General features: G+C 65.7%; 14 protein-coding genes. 3 read left to right on the top strand and 11 right to left on the bottom strand.

The features are described 5' to 3' along the window. Positions 1-45: 45 nt before the first annotated feature. The 9 genes from RMP10_RS10305 to RMP10_RS10265 form a co-directional block, all read right to left on the bottom strand. Positions 46-1,602 (bottom strand): amidase family protein, encoded by a 1,557-nt coding sequence (locus RMP10_RS10305; RefSeq protein WP_310570212.1) that lies wholly within the window; start codon positions 1,600-1,602, stop codon positions 46-48. Positions 1,603-1,822: 220 nt separating this feature from the next. Further along, positions 1,823-2,878 (bottom strand): LLM class flavin-dependent oxidoreductase, encoded by a 1,056-nt coding sequence (locus RMP10_RS10300; protein ID WP_310570211.1) that lies wholly within the window; start codon positions 2,876-2,878, stop codon positions 1,823-1,825. Further along, the gene (locus tag RMP10_RS10295; protein ID WP_309671836.1) at positions 2,878-3,852 is read right to left on the bottom strand and encodes a hypothetical protein; all 975 of its coding nucleotides are present in this window, start codon (positions 3,850-3,852) and stop codon (positions 2,878-2,880) included. Before RMP10_RS10295 ends, RMP10_RS10300 begins: the two co-directional genes overlap by 1 nt. A gap of 219 nt (positions 3,853-4,071) precedes the next feature. Beyond that, entirely contained in the window at positions 4,072-6,054 is a 1,983-nt protein-coding gene (locus tag RMP10_RS10290) for a methyl-accepting chemotaxis protein (protein WP_310570210.1), read from the bottom strand. Between the two features lie 130 nt (positions 6,055-6,184). After that, the gene (locus RMP10_RS10285) at positions 6,185-8,326 is read right to left on the bottom strand and encodes a M1 family metallopeptidase (RefSeq protein ID WP_310570209.1); all 2,142 of its coding nucleotides are present in this window, start codon (positions 8,324-8,326) and stop codon (positions 6,185-6,187) included. Positions 8,327-8,368: 42 nt separating this feature from the next. Continuing rightward, positions 8,369-10,051 (bottom strand): ATP-binding protein, encoded by a 1,683-nt coding sequence (locus RMP10_RS10280; protein ID WP_310570208.1) that lies wholly within the window; start codon positions 10,049-10,051, stop codon positions 8,369-8,371. 285 nt (positions 10,052-10,336) lie between these two features. Beyond that, positions 10,337-11,062 carry a bacillithiol system redox-active protein YtxJ gene (gene ytxJ / locus RMP10_RS10275; protein ID WP_310570207.1) on the bottom strand — a complete coding sequence of 242 codons (726 nt, stop codon included), beginning with the start codon at positions 11,060-11,062 and terminating at the stop codon, positions 10,337-10,339. A gap of 58 nt (positions 11,063-11,120) precedes the next feature. Continuing rightward, positions 11,121-12,827 (bottom strand): ATP-binding protein, encoded by a 1,707-nt coding sequence (locus RMP10_RS10270; RefSeq protein ID WP_310570206.1) that lies wholly within the window; start codon positions 12,825-12,827, stop codon positions 11,121-11,123. Positions 12,828-12,974: 147 nt separating this feature from the next. Continuing rightward, positions 12,975-15,233 (bottom strand): hypothetical protein, encoded by a 2,259-nt coding sequence (locus RMP10_RS10265; protein WP_310570205.1) that lies wholly within the window; start codon positions 15,231-15,233, stop codon positions 12,975-12,977. A gap of 66 nt (positions 15,234-15,299) precedes the next feature. Between RMP10_RS10265 and RMP10_RS10260 the strand changes: the two genes are divergently transcribed. Beyond that, positions 15,300-15,572 carry an ion channel gene (locus RMP10_RS10260; RefSeq protein ID WP_310570204.1) on the top strand — a complete coding sequence of 91 codons (273 nt, stop codon included), beginning with the start codon at positions 15,300-15,302 and terminating at the stop codon, positions 15,570-15,572. Positions 15,573-15,751: 179 nt separating this feature from the next. Here RMP10_RS10260 and RMP10_RS10255 read toward each other — a convergent pair whose 3' ends face one another. Further along, a complete protein-coding gene (locus RMP10_RS10255) occupies positions 15,752-18,673 on the bottom strand; it encodes a PAS domain S-box protein (RefSeq protein WP_310570203.1) in 2,922 nt (973 codons plus the stop codon). A 195-nt stretch (positions 18,674-18,868) separates the two neighbouring features. On the opposite strand from RMP10_RS10255, the gene RMP10_RS10250 reads away from it, so the two are divergent. Both RMP10_RS10250 and RMP10_RS10245 read left to right on the top strand, forming a co-directional pair. Then, positions 18,869-21,946, top strand: a complete 3,078-nt coding sequence (locus RMP10_RS10250; protein WP_310570202.1) for a protein kinase — start codon at positions 18,869-18,871, stop codon at positions 21,944-21,946. Positions 21,947-22,071: 125 nt separating this feature from the next. Then, the gene (locus tag RMP10_RS10245; protein ID WP_310570201.1) at positions 22,072-22,428 is read left to right on the top strand and encodes a BON domain-containing protein; all 357 of its coding nucleotides are present in this window, start codon (positions 22,072-22,074) and stop codon (positions 22,426-22,428) included. Positions 22,429-22,495: 67 nt separating this feature from the next. Here the strand turns inward: RMP10_RS10245 and RMP10_RS10240 are convergent, their stop codons facing one another. Next, entirely contained in the window at positions 22,496-23,131 is a 636-nt protein-coding gene (locus RMP10_RS10240) for a hypothetical protein (RefSeq protein WP_310570200.1), read from the bottom strand. Positions 23,132-23,157 lie beyond the last annotated feature (26 nt).

Raw genomic sequence — 23,157 nt, 5'->3', positions numbered from 1 at the left:
GGACTCCGTGTTCCCGCTTTTGCTTTTGCTGTTGCTAAGAGGGGCTCAGCGCGCCGTCAGCACCGGCGCGCGACGATGCTTGGTGGCCTGCTCGTAGTCGTACACGAGCTGAATCAGCCGTCCTTCGCTCCATGGGCGCCCGAGGAAACTCAGGCCGGCGGGTAATCGATTGTCGCGCGTGTAGCCCATCGGCACGGTGATGGCGGGGAAGCCGGTACTGGGCGAGAAGAGTTGACTGTTGTCGCCGTGCGGCGTGTTCAGGTCGCCGATGAGGCGCGGCGCGTTACTCCACGTGGGATAGATCGCGGCGTCGAGTTGCAGCGTGTCCATCATCTGCTGCACGGCGTCGCGCAGCGCCGTGCGGACCCGCTCACGGCTCTGGCAGCCAACGCTGGCTTCAGGGAGTTCGGTCACCTGCGAGGCGTCACGCAGACGCTGCTCCACGGTGGGGTGGAACTTCCGGCTGCGGAGCACCTCGTCGATGGTCTTCACTGGGGCGTTCGAACCGCGCGCGGCGAAGTAGCGTTCGAAGTCGGCCTTGAACCGATTGCAGCCACCCTGCTGGCGACGCTGAATGGCGTCGAGCGAATCGACTCGCACCTCGACGATCACGGCACCGTGCGCCCGCAGGTCGGCGACGGCGCGCTCGAACACGCGCTGCACTTCTGCGTCGAGCGTTGGCCGCTCATACGCCTGCCGCAGAATGCCGACGCGCGCGCCTTTGAGTGCACCACGCACCAGGAAGCTGGCATACGACGCGCGGCGCTTGGCATCGGCTGGAGCGGTAACGGAATCCGCGGGATCACTGCCGACCACCACGTCGAACACGGCAACGGCATCGGCGACGGTCCGTGCCATTGGACCGGCAACATCGGCCGACGCGTTGAGTGGGATCACGCCGGCCCGCGAGGTGAGGCCCATCGTGGAGCGAATGCCGACCAACGCCTGATGGGCCGACGGGCCACGGATGGAATTGCCGGTGTCGGTGCCGAGTCCGACTGCGCCGAAGCTGGCGGCCACGGCGGCGGCGGTCCCACCACTCGATCCGGCCGTGACCCGATCGAGCGCATACGGATTGTGTGTGTAGCCCGGCAGGATCGAGCTGACGGTCTCGTACGGCGTGAACGCCCACTCGGCGAGATTCGACTTCGCCAACACGATGGCCCCGGCGTGCTTGATCTGCCGCACCATCGTGGCGTCCTGCAGCGGCTTCCACCCTTCGAGCGCCAACGAGCCACCAGTGGTCTGCATGCCCATGGTCTCGAAGTTGTCCTTCACGATCATCGGGACGCAGTGCAGCGGGCCCGTGGGCCCGCCAGCGGCGTAGCGCTTGTCGAGCGAATCGGCCACGGCGATGGCATCCGGATTCACCAGAATGATCGCGTTGATCGCCGGGCCGCGCTTGTCGAGGGCGTCGATACGATCGAGATAGGCCTTCGTGAGCGCACGACAGGTCAGCGCCTTCGACTTGAACGCCGCATGGATCTGGGCGATGGTCGCTTCCTCGATCCGAAATGGTCGACGGGCCGGCTGGGCGGAGAGCGACGTCGCTGCGGTCGCGACGAAGAGCAGTGCGGTGGTGAGTTGGGCGTGTCTGGGCATAGTTCCAAAGTACCTGTTTCGTGGTGTGGCGACAGAGAGGAACGGCAACTGCGAAAAGCAACAGCGAAAAGCAACAGCGAAAAGCAACAGCGGGAACACGGAGTCGGCGGATGACGCAGACTTCACAGATAAACAAAAGCGCTCTTTGCTTATCTGTGTGACCGGTGAAATCCGCCGACTCCGTGTTCCCGCTGTTGCTTTTGCTGTTCGCGGTTACGGCCTACGCCGCCAGCACCTTCTGTGTGCGCACGAGCGGCATCACCTGCTCGGCGAAGCGCTCCATCTCCTCGAGCTGTGGGCTGCACTGCAGCAGCAACAGCCCAACACCAGCCGCCTCGAACTCGCGCACCCGATCAGCCACTTGCTCGGGCGTGCCCACAAGTCCCGCGCGCAGGCCGCGATTGGATACCGAGTAGTCCTGCAGCGACAGGTGTTGATCGAGCTGCGTGTTGGCGATCCAGTCCTGATAGTTGTGGAAGCCAGGTGAACCTGGCTGCACGTTCGTGATGCGCTCGAGCTCGCGTTGTGCTTCGGCCTCTGTGTCACGCACGATCGCGTAGGCTGCCATGCCGTATTGCATCGGACCCAGGCCAGCCGCTTCACGACGGCGCTGCATGTCGGCCACTTTGGGGGCTACGCGATCGGGCGGATCACCGTGCATCACGTACGCATCGCAGGCACGCGTGATCAGCGACTTCGCCGCGTCGGATTCGCCGCCGGCATAGAGCACCGGATGCGGATGGCCGCGACTGCCGATCGGCTTCGGCTGCACAATGAGTTCATCCACCTGGTAGTACTTGCCGTGATAGCTCAGCGACGACTGCGACCACGCGCCGTGCAGCACGTCGAGCCATTCGGCCGTGCGCGCGTAGCGATCGTCGTGTTCATCGAACTGACTGCCGTAACGCCGCGCTTCGTCCTTCCACCAGCTCGACACCACGTTCAGCGAGAGACGGCCGTTGCTGATCCGATCGATGTTCGCGGCCTGCTTGGCGAGTGTGGCGGGATGATGATACGTGGGGCGCACGGCCACCATGAGCTCGAGGCGGGTGGTTACCGCCGCGAGTGCGGCCGCGGTCGACCACGCGTCGAGCGCTGGTGCGTCGATACCCTTGATGTCGTTGAGGAACAACTCGGCGATCAGCGTGAGATCGTATCCGATCTCTTCGCTGCGCCGTGCGAGTCGCTGCACATACGGCCAGCTCGCCTCCATGCCCTCATCGGGCACGTTGCGCAGCCAACCACCAAACACTGGGAGCCAGTAGCCAAAGCGCATCAGGCCCCCACCGCGTCGAGCACGCCGGCACGCTCGGCCAAATAGTCGACCAGGCGTTCGAAAGGATCAAAGCCGACCACGTTGATGGCATCGGCCACGAAGTTGGACAGCGCGTTCACATCGTAGAAATAGTGCTGACCATCGCGGTCATCGACCAAGTACTCGATGCCACCGACGTCGATCTTCGCCGCCTGGGCGATGCGTTCCACTTCCGCAATGATGTGCGCCGGCGGATCCGCGCGCTCCACCCGCATCCCCGACTTGGGTGCATCGATCGCGCAAGCACCGCGCACGAGCTCCACGCCGTTCGTGGTCTGGCACGCGTCGGCCGGGCACAGATCGAACGAACCGATGGCGGGATACACGTTGATGGCGTACAGGTACTTGCCGTTGAGGGTCTCCACGCGCGTGATATGTCCATCGCGCAGCGGCGCGGCTTCCTGCACGAGTGCGGTACCATCTACGCCGAGATCCACCACGCCGGCCGACACGGCATCAGCCAACGCCTGCTCCGTGTCGTACTTCACGATGCCGGCGCCACTGCCGCCCACATTCGCCTTCACCAACACGGGATAGCGGAAGCCCCGAGCGGCGGCGACCGCGCGCGACGGATCGTTGATCACACGCGAGCGCGGATACGGGAGCCCAAGCTCGCGCAGCAGATCGAGCTGCGTGGCTTTGGAGAGTTCGAGCGCGTAGGCGTCGGCACCGTTCACCACCGGCACGCCGAGGCGCTCGAGATGACGCAGCCAGTGCAGCGTGTAGAAGGTGGTCTGCGCGTGACCGCGCAGATACGCCGACGGGCTCGCCCGATTAAACACCAACGCGTACGGCGTGTCGGTGTTGGCGGGTTCGAATTCGTGCGCGGCGGCGTCGAGCCGCTCGTAGGCGATACCGCGACGCTCCAGCTCGGCGAATAGCGGGCGAAACCAATCGGGATGCTCGTGATAAATGGCGATGGGGCGCGTGGACATGTTCAGCTCCGGTCACGATGGCGCCGTCCCAAACGACAAAGCCCGGGCTATTGGTTCGCCCGGGCAGTCGCGTTTTAGCTCGTTGTTTTACGTGGCGGCAATAGGCGGCAAATGACCACGATCTCTGTTGTTCGCGGAGACTAGCGGCCGGGGCGCCCTTTAGTCAAGTGCTGAGATAATTGAGTCTCTATTCTCAGTCGGCGCCGATTCCTTCGCCGCTCACGCGACCTTCCGCCGCCGTGCGTTCAACGAGCGCGCATCGTCCTGCCGCGTCTCGATATCTCGCGTCTTGAAGCCGCGAACCGCCTCAGCGAGCGCTCCGGCCTGGCCCAGCAACTCTTCTGACGCGGCCGCACTTTCCTCCGCGTTACTGGCCACCGTCTGTGTGACCTCGCTCATGAGCGCCACACCACGGCTCACCTCGTCGAGTCCCCGTGCCTGCATCGCCGACGCCGTCACGATCTCCTCGACCACGATGCCCACGCGCTCCACCTGCGCACGTGCGGTAACGAGCTGCTCGCGCACCGACTGCTCACGCTGCACTCCGCGACTCACATTTTGGATCTCTTCTTCGATGAGCGCCGCCGTTTGCTTGGCCGCTTCGGCTGAACGAATGGCGAGCGCGCGTACTTCTTCGGCAACGACGGCGAAGCCGCGACCGGCGTCACCGGCGCGCGCCGCTTCGACGGCGGCATTCAGCGCGAGCAGGTTGGTCTGAAAGGCAATCTCATCGATCGTCTTCACAATGCGATGCGTCGCGTCGGCCGACCGCTTGATCCGCAGCATGTCGTCGCCCATCGCGATCATGGACTCGGCGCCCACCTGCACGCTGTCTTGTGCGAGTCGGGCGGCGGCCTGCACTTCCACGGCCTGCGTCGCGGTGCGCTGCGCCAAGGTCTGCAATTCGGTGACCGATGCGCTGATCTCTTCGGCGCTGGCCGCCTGCCTGGATGCGCCGTTGGCCAACTGCTGACTTCCCGACGAGAGTTGGCTTGCCGCGTCATCCACCTGAAAAGCGGCTGCGCGCACCTGACCGAGGGTGCTCGCCATGTTGCGCACTGCGGTATTCAACGACTCCTGCACTTGGGCGAACTCGCCGGCGAATTCGCCGTCCATGCGTGCTTCGAGATTGCGCCCCGCCACTTCGGCGAGAGCGTGTCGTGCGGCGGCCAGCGGTGTCGCGATCGCGGTCATCAGTCCGTCCACGCCGACCAGCACATCGGCATAGCGCCCCTGCACGACGGTACGGTCGCTACGCCCATCAAGCACGCCGCGACGCGCCTGTCCGGCGATCCGTTCGATTTCCTGGACCGTATGCGTGACCGCGTGCTGCGCCCGAAGGCAAGCGGCGAGCGACGACACACATTCAGCGGCCATGCGATCGACCGCTGCCGACACGGCGCCAAGTTCGTCCGGCGACGGATCGTCGATCGGCGTGATGGTGCGCGCTTGCGCGGACAGCATCTCGCCTCGGGCGAGGGCGGCGAGCGAGCGAGAGACGACTTCCACACCGTCTTCCTGCAGCTGCGTCACCTGCGCGGCGATGCGCGCCATACGGGCGCCCAGTGATTGTGCGACGCGCCACGCGTACGTCAGACCGAATACGAAGAAGACGGCGCAGATGGCCCAGATGAATCGAGAGGCCTGTGTAAAGCGGGATGCCGTGCGCGCCTCGACCGCGCGGGAGTTGTCTTGAATCGCATCGCCGAACGCTTCCATGCGTCCTTCGACCACGGTGAATTGCGCGCGGAACGATTCGGAGCTCACGCGTGCCTGCACGGAGTCGCGCAGGACCGCGCCGATGACCTCCTCGGCTGCACCGACGTACGCAACGACTTCCTGGCGTGTCTCGGGCAGCGAGGCCACGATCGTCGCATTCTTGATCGAGGCGGCGGCGCTGTCGAGCGACGTTACGAACCGGGTCGCATGTTCGCGTAGCGCTTCGCGTGCGGCGTTGACACCGCTACTGTCCCCTCGCTGACCCAGCAGCATGGCTTCGAGCACGTCAGCGCGCATGGCGTCGTGCATCATGTCGCTATCCATCTGATAGCGCTGCGCCACATTGTTATGGGCACGATCCCCGGTGGCGGACTTCGCCACGCGAAGGGCGACCTGACCGGCGATCGCGACGGCAAGAATACCAACTGCTCCAATCAACGCAATGGTGCGCAGGCGAGCGCGCAGCGAACGAAGGGCAAACATGATGACGAAGCACGGGAGACGATCCAATGTGACCGACTTCGTCGCCGGCAAGCGAGAGCCCACCGGTCAATATAGTTGGCGGGCTCTCTCTTGAATTATCGGGCTTGGACAAACAGGACTTGAGTAGCGGCTATCTCGCCGGGGGCGCCGCCGTGGGGGCTGAGGCAGGCCACTGGTTGTCCGCCGGCGTGCGGTCGGGGAAGCGGCGAGCCGGGTCGAGTGTGATCCGTTCAATCTTACGTCCGCCGAATACGAGGTCCGCCGCGATGCTTCGCCGGCCGCCGAACCAGACATCGACCGGCCACGTCACCAGCGCCGTCAGGCTGTCCGTCATAACCGCATTCTTCATGGGTCGAATGGCCGGGCCGCTGCCTGCGAACTTCACTTCGAGCACGATCGGCGCGGGCATGTTGCCGTCTTGCGCCACCGTCACCGTGGTGCGGATGCCCTGCGTCTTCACACTGACCAATCGGCCGTCCACGCTTTCGGTCGTGAACAGCCAGCTGTTCCAGAACCAGCTGAGATCGCGACCGAGCGCCTTATTCATGAAGAACATGTAGTCCCACGGCGACGGATGCTTGAACATCCATGCCTGCGCCCACTCGCGATGCGCGCGCTGCACGGCGCTGTCGCCGACGATGCCGCCCAGCGCCGATAGCATCAGCGGCGTCTTCTGATACGTGGTAAAGCCGTAGAAGCCAGGCCCCGCGTAGTTGGCGTTCCACATCATCGGCGGCTCGGCTTCGGCGCCGCTGGTGCGGCCGTAGTTCTGGCCGAGTCCATCGAACACCGGCGCTTTTGAATCGGCATCAGCATCGGAGAGGATGTTCATGTACTGATTGAAGCCCTCGTCCATCCATCCGTACCAGGTCTCGTTGTTGCTGACGACCATGGGCCACCACTGGTGCCCCGTCTCGTGGTCGGCCGCGCCCGCATTGGAGTTGATCACCATGGGATATTCCATGCCCGAACTCGGTCCGTCCTGCAACGTGAGTTGCGGGAACTGATACGGAAACCAGAGCTTCGAGTAGAACTCGAGCGCATGGCGGCTGATCTCACCCGCCTTCGCGAACAGGTTGGCACGACCTGGCAAGAACAGCATATGCACCGGGATCGCGCCTCTGCCGGGGATCGTGGCCCGGGTCGCGTTCCACACGTATTTCTTTGCGGTGGCCCACGCAAAGTCGTTTACGGTGTCGGCGTGGAAGCGCCACACGAGTCGTCCGTTGGCATTGCCCACGGCGGTGGCTTGCCCCGGTCCGATTTCGTCGGGGCCCACAATCATGGTGACGGCATCGGACTGCGTGACCTTGGCAAGGCGCTCGCGTGCCGCCGCAGTGAGCACCTGCTCGGGATTCTTCAGCACACCAGTTCCGCTGACGATCCAACCGGCAGGCACGTCGATGTTCACATCGAAGGTGCCGAAGTTGTTGTAGAACTCCGACGGACCGACGTACAGCTCGTTGTCCCAACCACGCAGGTCGTCGTAGACGGCGACGCGCGGGAACCACTGCGTAGGCTGGTACAGGGTGTCCGCCCATCGCTGTACCATGCGGTGGCCGGTGCCGGGTCCGCCGGGAAGCTTGTGCGACCAGGCAATCTCGAGCACCGCCTTCGCGCCGGCGGCGATCGGCGTTCCGAGTCGGACGCTGGCCGATGTGGACCGACCGTTACGCAGCACAGCCTCACCAGTGGCCGCATTGGCCGCACTCTGCTGCGCCGCGACGATCGCACGCGCGCCGGAGCCACCGTCACCGGCCGGTGCGGCGTTTGACGCGAGGTTCACCGGCTTGCCGTCGATCGACATTCGCGAGATGACCATGCCATCGGTCACTTCGGCCGGGACCCACGGCGCGGCGTGCGGCGCGTTGCCGAGGAAGTGATTGGGATCGAGACGAAGACCGAGTTCACGCAGCGGATCGGGGCTGCTGTTGTGCAGCGTGATGCGCGCCGTGCCGGTCAGTCGCGATGTGGCCGGATCAAGCGAGACGTCGATTGCGTAGTCGGTGCGTAGTTGCCAGTAGTGACGTCCTGGACGCCCAGTGGAATCGCGCGTGCCTGCGGCGTAGGCGCGACGGATGCTGTTGGTAATGGGTACATCCCGGCGGATCGCGCGCGGCGGCATGGCGGCGGCAGCCGAAGGTACTGCTACAGCGGATGCCGGAGCCGACGCCACCTGCGCGAGCAGCACGTCAGGCACCGCCGCGATAACGGACACCAGCGTCGCCGCGACCACGCGGCGGGAACGAACGACAACGAGAAACGGAGACATCGGCAAAGGGGCCGGGGAGCGATGGACCAGCGTCCCTAATGTCTAGCTCGCCGGGGCTGCCGGCGCGAGGCGTGTATGCTCGACGAGCAACGCATGAATGGTTCGGGGGGAGATGGGCTTGACCAGGTGATGATCAAACCCCGCTTCCTGAGACCGACGTCGATCTTCGCCCTGTCCCCATCCGGTCAGCGCGATGAGCAGCAGCGAGTGCCCACCCTGCGCCATGCGCATCGCCCGCGCAGCCTCGTAGCCGTCGAGGAGCGGCAGACCGATGTCCATCACGACGGCTTCCGGATGCTGTTCGGCATAGACGCGTACCGCATGTTCCCCGTCGTACGCGACGGAGACCTGGTGGCCCTCGCGCTCGAGCAGCAGGGCCAGGCTGTCGGCGGCATCGATGTTGTCGTCGACCACCAACACACGGCGGCCGGCAACGAGGGGCACGAAACGAGGCGTAGACATAGGCAGGGGGATGTCGGAAAGCTCCGCCGATGCACTCGACCGATCGGCGTTGACCTTGAGGAGCTGCTCGTGATGGACATCGGAACTCACGACGCGCGGCAACGTGAGGCGGAACGTGCTACCCTGCCCCGCACCGGCACTATGCGCGGTCATCGTGCCACCATGCATTTCCACCAGTCGGCGTGCCAAGGCCAAGCCGATCCCAAGCCCGGCCGGCATGCGACTGCCATGGTCGTACACGCGGGAGAACATCTGAAACACGTGTTCCAGTTGCTCGGCCGGGATCCCGATTCCGGTATCGGAGACTTCGATGCGCACGGCGTCGGCCGTGATGTGCACGGCCACCAGAATGTCACCATTCGCGTCCGTGTACTTCACGGCGTTACTGAGAATATTCGTGAGGGCCTGCGCCAGACGCGCCGGATCGACGAACAACCCGATCGACTCGTTCGGCATGTTGACGGTCAGGTGCAGATTGCGTTCGATGATCATCGGCCGCACGGCTTCGAAGGCCAGTTCGAACACATCACGCATCAAGACGACTTCCCGACGCAATTCAAGGCGGTCCTGCGTCACGCGACTGACATCCATGAGGTCATCGATCAAACGGACCAGCTGACTGGACTGTCGGTCGATCGTCGCCTTGGCGCGCGCGACCCCGCTGTGCGAACCGGCTACACGCTCGAGCATGGCCACCGCATTCACGATCGGCGTGAGTGGATTGCGCAGTTCGTGGGCGAGCGTGGCCAGGAAACGGTCCTTTCGCTGATCGGCCTCACGCAGCGCATCGATGAGGTCGAGATTCTCGATCGTCACGGCGGCTACCTGCGCCACTTGCACGGCGATCGAGACCTCGTCGGACGTGAACGGCGCCGATGCGCGCGAGAGTACCAGTTCGCCGAGCGGGCTTCCATCACGTTGCGCGAGCCTGATACGGAGCGGCTCACTGGCGTCGCCGCTAACTGTGTCGGAGGCAGCCGGCGCGACGCCGATCGCGTGGTGCTCGGTGTGACGCGCGCCACGAAGCACGTCGACATCGACGCGGTCGGCCGCGCACAGCGCGAGTAGCTCATCACCCAGTCCCTGGACGACGTCGCTGACATGCGCAGCCACATTGAACGCCACGATGATGTCAGACAAGCGGCGCAGTCGCTCGGAGTACCGCTGGATGTCCGACTCGGGGCTGTGACGCTCGGCGACGTCAGCCACGTCGGCGACATATCCGACCACGCGCGCCACCTGGCTCTCTGCGTTCGTGATCATCGACGATAGCTCCGGGACATAGTGCGTACTCCGCTCGCGATACCGACTGCGATGGCGAATTCGATGTGATCGGAACTCGAACATCCGCGCTCAATGCCTTCGCAAGAATCGAGCGCGTTTCCCAAGTGCAGCCGCATCGCTAAGCCTTAGAGTCTACAGACTCCCTGCCGTGCTCGTCAGTGCAGCCATTGGGCTGCAGAAGCACGTCCGGGCCGCCGTACCAGCGTTCGCTTGCGGCATCAACCCGAACCGTGTCGAGAGGATCACGCCGCGCGACTGCGTGCATTAGCCCGGGGGCCGCACCGTCACGAAGGCTTGTTCGAGCCGCGGCTTCGTGATGTTGCCGTGTGACGCATCCCAGAGCACGCGACCCTCCCGCACGATGAGCGCCTGCGGCGACTCATGCCGCAACCGGCTCACGGTTTCCAGTGCACTGGAGAGCTCGCGTTCCTGCTGCACGACGACGAGGCGCGTGGGCACGTCGGGATTGGCCGCCACAAACTGATCGTATTGTCGCTTGGCGGTAAATGAGACGGGGCAGCTATTGCTGTGCTTGAACACCAACAGGGCGTCGCCATGCGCGAGAAGCTCCCGCGCTTCGCGAATCGCGTAGCTCTCGGCCGCGGCTGGCGGGGGCGGAGCCATGGTGCGCTCCACCGACGGCACCGCCGTCACGGCCGTGCCCTCACGAGCCAAATGCGTCTCGATCGCATCGACATAGGTGCCCAGCGCGCGGGCGCCACTGAGCCGCTCGACCAGCACGCCACCTTGAAAAATCAGGACCGTCGGCAAGGCGCGCACATCGTAGCGCGTGACCGTTTCGAGGTTGGCGTCGGCGTCGAGCTTTGCCACGCGAACCCGGCCGCCGTACCGAGCAGCGAGTGATTCAAAGATCGGGACGAGGGCCCGGCACGGCGTGCACCACTCGGCCCAGACGTCCACCACGACGAGTCCTGGGTTGGCGAGCACATCGGTGGAGAACGCACCATCAGTCAGCGAAGCAACAGGCATTTCGAAACATAGTCAGTGGCGCGACGTGGTTGCAGCGCCCTCGATCATCCGGCCGCCGCTATCTGGCCGCGAGCGCTTCGCTCAACGCGTCGAGGAGATCGCGAGCGTTGTACGGCTTCTGGAGGAAGCGGGCCTCGCCGCGGCGCACAAATGCTTGCGCCTCATCTTCGGCGTCATATCCACTGACCAGCAGCACCGCCACGGCACTGCCGCGCGCACGCAGCTGGCGAAGACACTCGGCGCCGCCCATCACCGGCATCGCGAGGTCGAGGACGACGCCGCGTGGCGGCTCGATCATGCTGTCGTAGAGATCGAGCGCCGCGCGACCGTTTTCCGCTTCGACCACGGTGTAGCCGACGCGCGTGAGAATCCGGCGCGCGGCGGTGCGCGCACCGATGTCATCGTCGACCAGCAGCATCACACCCGACTCCTCGCGCGCGAACGCGTCGACTGCCGGGATGCCATGATACGGCGTGAGCCCACGGACGACGGGTAGGAGGACGCGCACGGTCGTCCCCTGGCCATCGTGCGATGACACGTCAATGGCGCCGTCGTGTGCGTTCAGAATGCCCAGCGTCGCCGCCAGTCCGAGGCCGCGTCCGGGCGACTTCGTGGAGAAGAACGGATCAAACATCTTCGACTGCACGTCGGTGCTCATTCCGCGCCCGGAGTCGCGAACGCAGATCACGACGTACGGCCCGGGCTCGCGCGAGGTGCCGAGCCGGCAGGTGGACAGCATCGCCGTACCGAGTTGATCACGTGAGACGGTGACGTCCACGCGTCCCCGACCATGGCCGATCGACTCGACGGCATTCGTGATGAGACTCACGAGGACCTGCCGCAACTGCGCCTCATCACCATCGACGATCGGCGACGACGGCGACAGCTCGATCGAGAGAGCAACCGACGAGGGCACATGCGCGCCGAGCAGCTGCGGCAGATCGGCCACCAGGTCATTGATGACGACTTCCCGTCGGTCGAGGCGCGCCCGGCCTGCGTACGCCAACAGATGCTGCGTCAGCTCGGACGCGCGCTGCGCGGCGTGTTCGATATCGGCCAGCACCTCCTGCCCGCGCGCGTCCAGAGGGATCACCGCGCGCGCCAGCGATGCGTTGCCGAGAATGCCGACAAGCAGGTTGTTAAAGTCGTGCGCGACGCCGCCGGCGAGGAGCGCCAACGACTCGAGCCGGCGCGCCTCCTGCAACTGCGACTGCAAGCGCGCCCGCTCGTCGGCCGCCACGCGTTCGGCTGTGGTGTCGAGCACCGAGCCGACATGACCGAGTACCGTCGTCCCTTCAGGACCCGTCACCGGCTGCGTGCGCACGCGGATCCAGCGAGTCTGCCCATTTGCTACGATGCGATACTCTTGGTCGAAGCTGTGCAACGTCCCGACGCTGCGCTCCATGCTGGCGCGGACGTGGGCGAGGTCGGCCGGATGCACGCGATCGAGCCATGCGCCAACGGCAAAGTCGTCGACGCGCATCGCAAACCAGTCGAGGAGCCGCTGGTTGGCGTAGGTCGGCGTGCCGTGTACGTTGGCGAGAAACACGCCGGTCGGCGATGACTCGGCGAGCGTGCGAAAACGCGCCTCGCGCTCCATCAAGGCCAGCTGGGCGTGGTCCGTCAGCGGTGTGCCGTCGTCGCGGGATGCTTTTCCAATTTCCACGTAATGCAACGCCTCCAATGCATGGCAGGGCGAGCAGGACAGTGGCGAGAGGATAACGACGGAGAGTTCGGACCGATAGTCCGAGAGTCCGGCGCACATTACCTGAGTCTTTGATGCGGAATTTCCGCGTCGCCGGAGCGTTCAACGCCAGCGCAATACCGTGCGCAATGCGACACGCATGCAGAAAAGTTAGGGGGCACATCGCTGCTCACGATGTGCCCCCCTCCCTGCGAAACGCGGCCAGAATCAGCGACCGCTGACCTTCACCTTTCGGCTCGCACTGCGCACGCCGTCCGAGAAGACCACTTCGACGTCTGATCCTGACGCGGCGACGTCAGCGCTGCCACCGCGCGCGAACGACAGGACGTCTCCGCTTGTCGCATCCCGTACCACCACTAGCGGATACGCCGTCGCGTTCCACTGCACACGCGCCCGGCCGACCCCGTTGGCGCGCACCGCGGCGGCCGACGCGGCGGCATCCAGCGCTGCCTGCGAGCCGCGGGTCGTGCGCTCCGCGGCGCGGCCCTTACCACGAACGCGCAGCGTGTTGAGGCGCGCCTGCGCCGCCTCGTTGACCGGGATCATGAAGGCAAAATGTTCGTCGTCGATCGTGTTGGATTCGTCGGCAACCTGATCGGGATCGAACGATACTGAGAAGATCGTGTTCCCGGCGGCGTCGGTCGCGTCGACGGTGTAGTTGCCGGCTCGGGCCGGCAGCACGCTGCGGCCGGTCAAACGCACGGCGGGCTCGAGTTCGATCGCGCCATCGGCATCGATGCGCCCCCATACCAGCAACGACGGCTGAACGGATGCGGAGGTGCTCGTCGTGGCCGTGGTGGACGTCCCGCGATACGACATCACGCCGAGATACGTGTAATCACTGATCCAGGTGGGCGAGCAATAGCCCATCAAGTCGGCGGTACTCGACGACAGCAACTGATTCAGGCGCACGTTGAAGCCGAACACACCGATCGTACCGCCGGCATACGGATAGTTCGCATCGGGTCCGCCCACGCCGCCGCACGGCGCGTGCTGCCGATCCCAGTTGTGCCCGAGTTCGTGCGCCATCACTTCGCTGGCGCTGGGCAGATAGTCCCATCCCATCGACACCGGCGCGCCGATATAGCCAATGCCGGCCACACCGCTCGAGTACGTGACCTGGGCGACGCCATAGTAATTCTGCGATGCACCGTCGGCCGTGCGCAGAGCGCGGAGTTCGCCCAGCAGGGGACTCCAGTTCGCGCCGTCGCTGCTGAGGTTCAAGGTGGTGGTGTACACGGCACGCGTCGTCGACGTGACGGCGTTGAGCGGATGGATGTCACGGGTGCGGGTGAGGAAGGCGGCGGCGTTGGCATCCGACACATTGCCGAGGAGACCGTTGCCCTGCTGCACGGGCACGAAGCGGACCGCGAGAGCGGGCACGAAGCGCACATCCAGACTACGCGGCGCCCCGGACACTGGGAACAGGTTGTCCGTCTCGAGATCTTCGGCGACCGCGTTGTCTGGATCGACATCCGCCAACACGCTGAGCCCCGGCTGCAGGAGCGCGCCCGGGACCACGATGTTCCATGAGGACGTCATCGACCCTTCATTCACGGACGTCGGCACGGACGATGCCGGCGCAGCGGCCGAGAGCGTCGCGACGAGCGTGCCGTTCTGGAAGAATCGGGCACGCACCGACGGACGGGCCGTGTTGACGGCGTTGGCGAGCGCGAACACGCGAAGCACGCCATCGCGTCCGGACACGAGCGCTACCCCGCCGTTCATCGTCTGCACACTCTGCGTGAGGTACATGCCGAGGATCTGCAGATTGAGCCCCGGCGTCGGGGTGACGTTAGTGGCGGCGTATGCGACGGCGGCGGAGGCGGTGGCGCCGGCGGTGACGGTCGCCGTCTGCGACGTCGGCGTCGGCATCAGCGACACGCCAAGTGCGCTGGTCACCGAGGCGGCGGCGATGGTATACGTGCCCGGCGCCAGCTGCGTCAGCGACGCCGTCGTCGTGATCGTGGAGCTGTATCCGTTCGGGCCGGTCACGGTGACGGCCGCCGGTGTGGCATCAGGCATCGTGATGGAGACGCCCAGCGTGCCCGTGGTGACCACTACGCCATAGAGAAAGGACGTGGTGGCCGTGGCGCCTTTATTGACGCTCACGGTGTTCGTGGTCGGTGACGTGGCGTAGGTGGACCCGCCCGCGATGACCGACGCGGCGGTGAGCGTGTAGCTCCCGTTTATCAGACCGGTAAGCGTGGTCGTTCCGGTCAGCGTACGCGCGTAGCCATTCGGCCCGGTCACGTTGATCGAGGCCACGGTTCCGGAGGGAAGTCCGCTCACATTGACCTGGATGGTGCTGGTGGTGTTGCGGACCTGCCGGGCCAGCGCGGCGTCACCCGGTTGCGCGAGGTCGGCGGCGGTGGAAGGGTCACCGCACGCGGCGGTAAGCAGCGAGGTCGCAACAAGCACGAACCATCGACGAGCGGAGCGTCCAACCGAAAACGGAGGCGTCATGAGACGGGTTGACGAATGAAGGGACGAAAGGCGTCGGCAGCATGTGGTCGATCGATCGCCGGCGCGGTGACCGCTGTCACCTCCGGTGCGAGATCGATTCCGCAGGATGTGCGCATTCCGCCCGGGACGGTGATGGAGATCCCGTGCGGGTGCAGCCTGGCGACCCGGCGGCCGCGGTTCCAGCACAGCGACGTCTCGGGGCGGCATCATTTCCAGCTTCCCAACGCCACGCCGCCGACAGTGGTGACGCTGACCACCGTCGGCTACGGCAACATCTCGCCGAATCAGGTGCCGCGACGCCCGCCGTTCTTCGCCGTGGTGGGGGGCTTCTGTGGCTGACGGGGGCTCGGCTGCGTCGATTTTTCGCCGGCGGCGGTGGACGGCGTGCCGGGAACCGGGCGTTTGCGGGCAAAGTCCGGGACAGCGGTGTTGTGCTTCTTCTTCATAATTGTTGCTCCGGTGGCGACGTGGAGCTCGGGCAGGTGCCCGGACGCCAAATCCGTACCCTTCAAAGCTAATTAGGGAGCGCCCGCGGCCAACCGATCCACCATCTCGGCGAGATCGCGGGTCGCGAACGGTTTCGCGAGAAAGGTGCGCGTTCCGGTTTCGGGCCAGTGCGTGGGAATGGGCGCATCGAGTTGCCCGGAGATGAAGAGCACCGGAGGATCGAACCCCTCCCCCAACAGCGCGTCGACCAGTTCGAACCCCGACATCGCCGGCATCCGGACATCAGTGATGAGGGCCCGAACCGCTTGTCCGTGGCGGCGCATCACGACCAGCGCTTCAGGGCCGCTGGCAGCCTCCAGTACGCTGAATCCCACGCGGGTGAGGGCGCGGGCAAGACCACGCCGCAAGGCCGCTTCGTCGTCGACCACGAGCACGACGTTGGCGTCGGGCCCGGCCGGCACATCCGGCACATCCGGCGCGGACGGTGCGGCCGACGCCTCGCGGAACGCCCCCCCGGCGTCGGCTGTCGCGAGATCGAGCGACGTGGCCCTCGAGGCGATCGGCCAGTACACGGTGAACGAGGAACCCACGCCCTCGATACTCTGCGCGGCCACCGCGCCACCGGCCTGTTCCACGATGCCAAGCACCGAGGGCAGACCAAGCCCCGATCCTTGTCCGATCGACTTCGTCGTGAAGAACGGATCGAAGAGCCGGGAGTAGACTGCGTCACTCATCCCGAGCCCATTGTCGGCAACCACCAGTGCGACGTACGCGCCGGCATCGATGGTGCCGTGGCGATGCGTCTGCGATTCGTAGAACTCTGCCACGCTGGCGCGCACGCGCACGAGCCCCCCCGCAGGCATGGCATCGCGCGCATTCACAATCAGGTTGTAGAGCACCTGTTCGAGTTGTCCGGGTTCGGACTTGACCGATATCGCTTCCGCATCGGGAGCCACGTGCAATTCGACGTCGATCGACGGACCGACGACTCTGTTGAGCAACGGCACGTTGTGGCGGAGTATCGCCGCAACCTCGACGAAGGTGGGCTCGTTATGCCGGCGCTGGGCGAAGGTGAGCAGTTGCGCCGTGAGGGCGGCCGCGCGCTCGGTGGCGAGCGTGATGTCGGACACCAGTGCATCGCGCGTACGTCTGTCGGCCACCGGATCACTGAGGAGGTCGGCCGACGTGCGAACCACGCCCAGCAAGTTGTTGAAGCCGTGCGCGACGCCGGTCGCCATACGTTCCATCGCTTCCATCTTTTCGAGCTGTCGCGTTCGTTCTTCAAGCGCGTGGCGCACGGAGACATCGCGGGCCGACACCTGATAGCCCAACGCCGTGCCGTCGGCGTGCAGGATCGGTGTAACGACGCTTTCCAGCATCACAAAGTGTCCATCCTTGTGTCGCACGCGCGTCACGATGGGTCCGTGCGAGCCATCGGCCACGATGGGCTGACTCGCGCGAATGCGCTGCGCATCCTCGGGGTGGAGATAGTCGTAGGCGCTGGTCCCGAGTAATTCCTGTGGCGTCCACCCGATCACGTCCGTATGCGACGGGCTGGCGTACTCGAACCGATGGTCGAGCGTGCGCTGACTGATGAGGTCCCGACTCTGCTCGGCGAGCACGCGAAAGCGCGCCTCGCTCTCTTCGACACGACGCGACGCGTCGACGAGCGCCGTGATATCAGAGAAGGTGACTTCGACCGCGTGCACCGCACCCGCGTCATCGAACAGCGGCACGGCGTTCACCTTGACCCAGACACGGTCGCCATCACCACGCTCGACCCCCATGACGTTCGACGCGATCTGGCCGGTTCTCGCCGCGATGGTCGAGCAGTGCTCGTCGCCGGTGACGGGACGTCCACGGCTGTCGGTCGCTCGCCATCGAGGATCATAGGCACTGATGCCGGAGAGCTGATCGCCGGTCAGTCCGAGAATGCGCAATGCGGCCGGATTCCAGAACGTCACGCGATGCGCACGATCGTGCATCACGAGACCCTCTTCCATGACCTCGACGAGACTGCGGTATCGCTGTTCACTTTCGGCGGCCTTTCGCTCCGCGGCACGGCGGATGCGCAGATCGCGGATGACGACCTGCGCGGCGATGGCCCCATCGAACATGATCGGCGCAGCACGCACCTCGGTGTCGATGAGGGCGCCGTCCACGTCCACGAACACGCGGGATTGCGACGTGACCGTCGCCCCTTCCTCGATGACGCGACGCGCGAAGGCACGCGCGGCGTCGCGCTCGTCGGGGTGCACGAACTCGAAGAACGGACGCCCGGCCAGTGCCTCGGGCGAGTCGAGCCCGAACAGCGACGCCGCGGCCGCGTTGGCGTAGCGCACAATCCCGTGCTGCTGCACGATGATGCCATCGGGACTGTCTTCCGTCATCACGCGATATTGCGTGGCGGCGGCGATGAGGGCGTCGAATTCGCGTCGGCGAAAGCGCGCGGCGGCCACGACCAGTACGGCGGCGGCCAACAATGCCGCGGTGAGCAGCACGAACACACGGTTGGCTGCGCGCTCGAAATCGACAGCCCGCGACGCGAGCTGCCGACGTTCAATGCGCTCGATCGTGTCGAGCAGGGCGTTGACGCGCGCCCGCGACGATTCGAGCAGGATCAGACTGCCTCGCAGCTCGCGAGCCCGACGAGCCTCTGCGCCGTCATCGCCGGTGACCGCCTGCAAGGCGACCGCCTGCAAAGAGACCGCGGCCGCGTGGCTCGCGTCCTGTGCCTGCAGCGAGGCGCGTATGGCCACGCTGTCGCGCGTGAGCAGATAGTTGCGCAGCTCGGCGCGACCATCTGACACTGAACGACGGACTGTCTGAACGAGATCGACGGTGCGATGCGCCGTCGATACCAGGCGGGAGGACTCGGCGGCCCGAACGGCCGTAACCCAGCCCGCCGCGCCGATGGCGAAGAGAATGGCGGCGACCATCCACGTGGCCCACCGCGCACCGCGCCGCCAACGCGCGACATCCCGACGTTGCATCAGCACCGCATCACCATCGGGAAAGCGCCGCTCCTCGCGTGGAGCGGCTCGTCAAGGTAGGCGCCGTCGTCGCGCCTCTGGCAAGACCGATCCCTTGCGAGAGAGGACGCTGTATGGCCCGTTCCCGTAACCGCAACGAAGCCGGCGCCGTTGCCTGCGATTGCGCCTGCCCCCCGTGGGCGCGAGTATCCCCCCATGATTGACCACCGCCTGTCGTCGGCCCTGGCAGACCGATATCGACTCGAGCGTGAAATCGGTGCCGGCGGTATGGCGACCGTGTTTCTCGCCGAGGATCTCCGACACCGCCGTCCGGTGGCGGTGAAGGTGCTGCGTCCCGAGCTGTCGGCCACGCTTGGGCACGACCGATTCCTGCGGGAGATCACCACCACGGCAGGATTGCGGCATCCCAACATCCTACCGCTGTACGACTCCGGAGAGGGAGCCGGTTTCCTGTTCTACGTGATGCCGTACGTCGAGGGGGAGAGCCTGCGGGACCTCCTCACGCGCGACGGGCAACTGCCGATCGACGACGCACTCCGTTACGCCGACGAGATCTCAAACGCGCTCAGCTACGCGCATGGGCGCGGCATCATCCATCGCGATATCAAGCCGGAGAACATCCTGATCGAGAATGGCCACGCGGTTGTGGCCGACTTCGGCATCGCGCAGGCGGTTGACGCATCGGGAGATGAGAAGCTCACGGTCGCCGGTATGGCCGTGGGCACTCCGGCGTACATGAGTCCGGAACAGGCCAGCGGCGATGTGGTGGACGCCCGTAGTGATCTCTACGCCTTGGGATGCATCGTGTTCGAGATGCTGGCCGGCACGCCGCCGTTCACGGGCCCAACGGCGATCGCCTTGATGATGCGCCACGCGATCGAGCCGGTGCCCAAGCTCGGCACATTGCGCGCGGCCCTCGCCCGGCCGGTCATTGACGCCGTGGAACGATCGCTGGCGAAGTCGCCGGCCGACCGCTTTCCCTCGGTCGAGGAGTGGCGGCGCGCCCTCATGCGCGCGAGCGGCAGCCATCCCTCCTCGAGCGCGCCACCCGCAGCGCCCTTGATTTCGCGGCCCGCACCGACGCCGGCCAACGTACTGCTCGGCCGCGACGATGCGCTGTCCACGGCGATCGAACGCGTGCGATCGGGCGCGCGCGTGCTGACGGTGACCGGCGCCGGCGGCACTGGCAAGACGCGCTTTGCCATCGAGCTGTTCAAGCAGCTCCACGCCGACTTTCCCGATGGTTCGGCCTACGTCTCGATAGCACCGGTCACGCTGGCGAGCGACGTGATGCCGACCGTTGCTACCGCGCTCGGCATCACCGAAGCGCACGGTCGGTCGGCGGTGGATGCGATCGCGACCGTGATCGGCGGCGGCCGCACGCTGCTGCTGCTCGACAATCTCGAACACGTCCTCGACGCGGCCAACGATATCGCCGAGCTGGTGACACGATGCTCGGGTCTGTGCGTGCTCGCCACCAGTCGAGCGCCGCTCAAGCTCGGGGCCGAAGTGGAGCTCGCACTTCCGCCATTGGCGCTGCCCGATGCGCACGCCACGCTCGTCGACGAGTTGCTGCAGTCCCCTGCCGTCGCGCTGTTCGTACAACGCGCCACGAAGGTGCAACCTACGTTCGCGATCACCATCGCGAATGGCGCCACCGTGGCCGCGATCTGCATCCGGCTTGATGGACTGCCACTGGCCCTCGAGTTGGCGGCGGCGCGCATCCGCATTCTCGAACCCATGGCGCTCTTGAAGCGTCTGGACGATGTGCTCGATCTGCTTACAACGGGCGATCGTGACCTCCCTGAGCGTCACCGCACGTTGCGCGCGACGATCCACTGGAGCTATTCGCTGCTCGACCGCTCCGAGCAGCAGCTGCTGCGCCGCCTCTCGGTATTCGCCGACGGCTGGACGCTGGACGAGATGGACGCCGTGTGCTTCGCCGCGCATGAGCGGGTGCGCGCGCTGGACGAACTCGGCTCGTTGGTAGAGAAGGGCCTGGTTCGCGTGGTCAACGGCGGCGAACGGTATTTCCTGCCGGAAACGATCCGGGCCTTTGCCGCCGAATCACTGTCCGAGAGCGGCGAAGCAGACGACGTGCGACGTATGCACGCCGATGTCTTCCTCGCCTTTGCCGAAGCCGTCAACGCAGGGATCAAGGGTGTCGGACAGCTCGACGCCATGCAGCGCGCGCGCCGCGACAACGCCAACATGCAGGCCGCGCTGCGCTGGTATACCGACCAGGCACGCAGGCATCCGGTGTTGCCCGAGTCGACCGCCCCCGATGCTGTCGAGAAGGGACTTCTGCTGTGCGGTTCACTGAACTGGTTCTGGCACATCGGCGGCCAGCATTTCACCGCGCGCGATGCGATTGATGCGCTGATGTCGATGGCGGAGTCGCGCGCGCCGAGCCGGGGGCGCGCGCTCGCTCTCCTGGCCGGGGGCATGGTGTCGGTTAACACCGGCGAGATGGAACGCGGCCGCGATGAGTGGGCACGTGCGTTGGCCGACGCACGCGCCCTGGCCGACGACGCCCTGCTGGCCGAAGCGTACATGTGTGTCGGCTATGGGCACATGAGCGTCGGGCACATGGAGGAATCCGGCCTCGCCTTGGAGTCCGCGATCGAATGCAGTCGGCGTCGCGATCTCGACTTCCTGCTGTCGCTGTCGATGTCGATGAAGGGCTTGCAGCTGTTCGTGACCGGTTCGCTCGACGCCGGCTTCGAGTTGGTGACGCAGGCGCGGCGCATTCAAACGCGGATCGGCGACTACGAAGGCGGCGGTCTCGCGCTGAGCTTTCTGGCACAGATGACCGCAGCCCGCGGCGAGACGGGCCGCGCGCTCGAACTGTATCATCAGGCCGTGTCTTCATTTGAGCGGGTGGGCGATCGCCCGGAGCTCGCGCGCGTGCATAGTGAAGTTGGGTGGACGGCGCTCGCGGCGTCGCGGATTCCGGTGGCCCGTGAGGCGTTTCGTCAGTCGCTGCGGGTGTACGACGAGGTGGGCAGTGCGCGCGGCGTCGGCCTCGCCCTCACGGGGCTGGCGGCGGCCGAAGCGGCCGATGGCCGGCCCGAACGCGCGGTGACCATCGCGGCGGCGGCCGAAGCCATGTCAGAGCGCACGGGCGTGGTGGTCGAGCACCCAATGAGCCCGGAGGTCGGCGGTCAGGTTGACGTCGCGCGCGCGACAATCGGGAAGGAGTTGTTGGACGCGTTAGTGGCAGCAGGCCGCGAGATGTCGCCCGGCGATGTGCTGACGATGATCGCGGGATAGTCTCGCAAGCCAGGCATTCGGCTCAAACGAGCCCGGCCATTGAAACGACGTGCGGGCACGGCTGTTGCATTGGCAAACAGTGCCCGCACTATTGCCAGTGAAACGTCAGCACACCGAGGTCAACTATGACACGTATCAAGCTGCTCCTGCTCGCCAGCACCATTGGAATCGCGACCGCCTGTGGTAACACGGCTGACGGCGCCAAGGAAGACACGAAGAATGCCGCGGAAGCAACGAGCGAGGCTGCGGCCAGCGCCGGTTCCTCGATGGATGCGGCTGCCGAGACCGCCGATGTCAAAATGGCGTTGATGGCCGATACGACCATTGATGCCAGTGAAGTGAATGTGGACACGAACAAGGACACGAAGACGGTCACGCTGAACGGCAGCGTGAAGAGCGATGCGCAGAGGACGCGAGCTGAAGTCGTCGCCAAGGACAATGCGCCCGGCTACACGGTCGTGAACAATCTGATCGTCAAGTAACGCCGGTACATATCACGCGGCCCCTCCGATTGGAGGGGCCGCGTGTTTGTCGGAGCACGGGGACCTGCTACCAGCTCACCGACGCGACCACGGCGACATCAGCTGCTGCTGTTGGGACTTCCGACGCGTTGAGCAGCATTACCATTGCGTCGGGCAGCTCCCTGCCCTCGGCTACGTCCGTCGCGAGTTCATCATTCAGGTACGTCGTTGCGGCCGCATTGGCAGCGTCGAGCGTTTCGCCCTGCACGAGCAAGGCGCCCTGAATCGGATAGTTGCCTCCCTCGCGCATGAAGGCCACGAGAAATGTGGGCGCACTGGGACGCGCCGGCGCCAAAGCGAGTGCCCGGACGGGTGCCATCGTTACGGTGGATGCGGCGGCAAGCGATTCGGCATATCGCGGCGCGGTCGGATCGAGCTCAAGACAGGCCGCGCGAATGGTGCACTCCGTACCGGCCGAGTAGCCGCTCTGCGGCGGCGCGGCGATCACCCCGAGTCGGTAGGGTGTGCCCAGCGGGAGATCCCTCCTCGCCTGCACATCGATGCCGGAGACCCGCCCCCGTACCAACCCGCCCGCAACCTGGAACTGCACGCCATCGCCAGGGGCGAACACGGGAAACGTTCCGGGCGCGCTGAGGCGGCGCACGGAGTGAATCATCGGGGTATGCAGCACGAACGACGCCATAGTGCGGAGTATCGCCCGCACGTCCGTCGTTCTCCACTCAGTTCATG

Source organism: Gemmatimonas sp. (genome assembly GCF_031426495.1).
GTDB lineage: Bacteria > Gemmatimonadota > Gemmatimonadetes > Gemmatimonadales > Gemmatimonadaceae > Gemmatimonas.
Note: the sequence above shows the minus strand (reverse complement) of the source record. Positions and strands in the feature narration are given on the sequence as shown.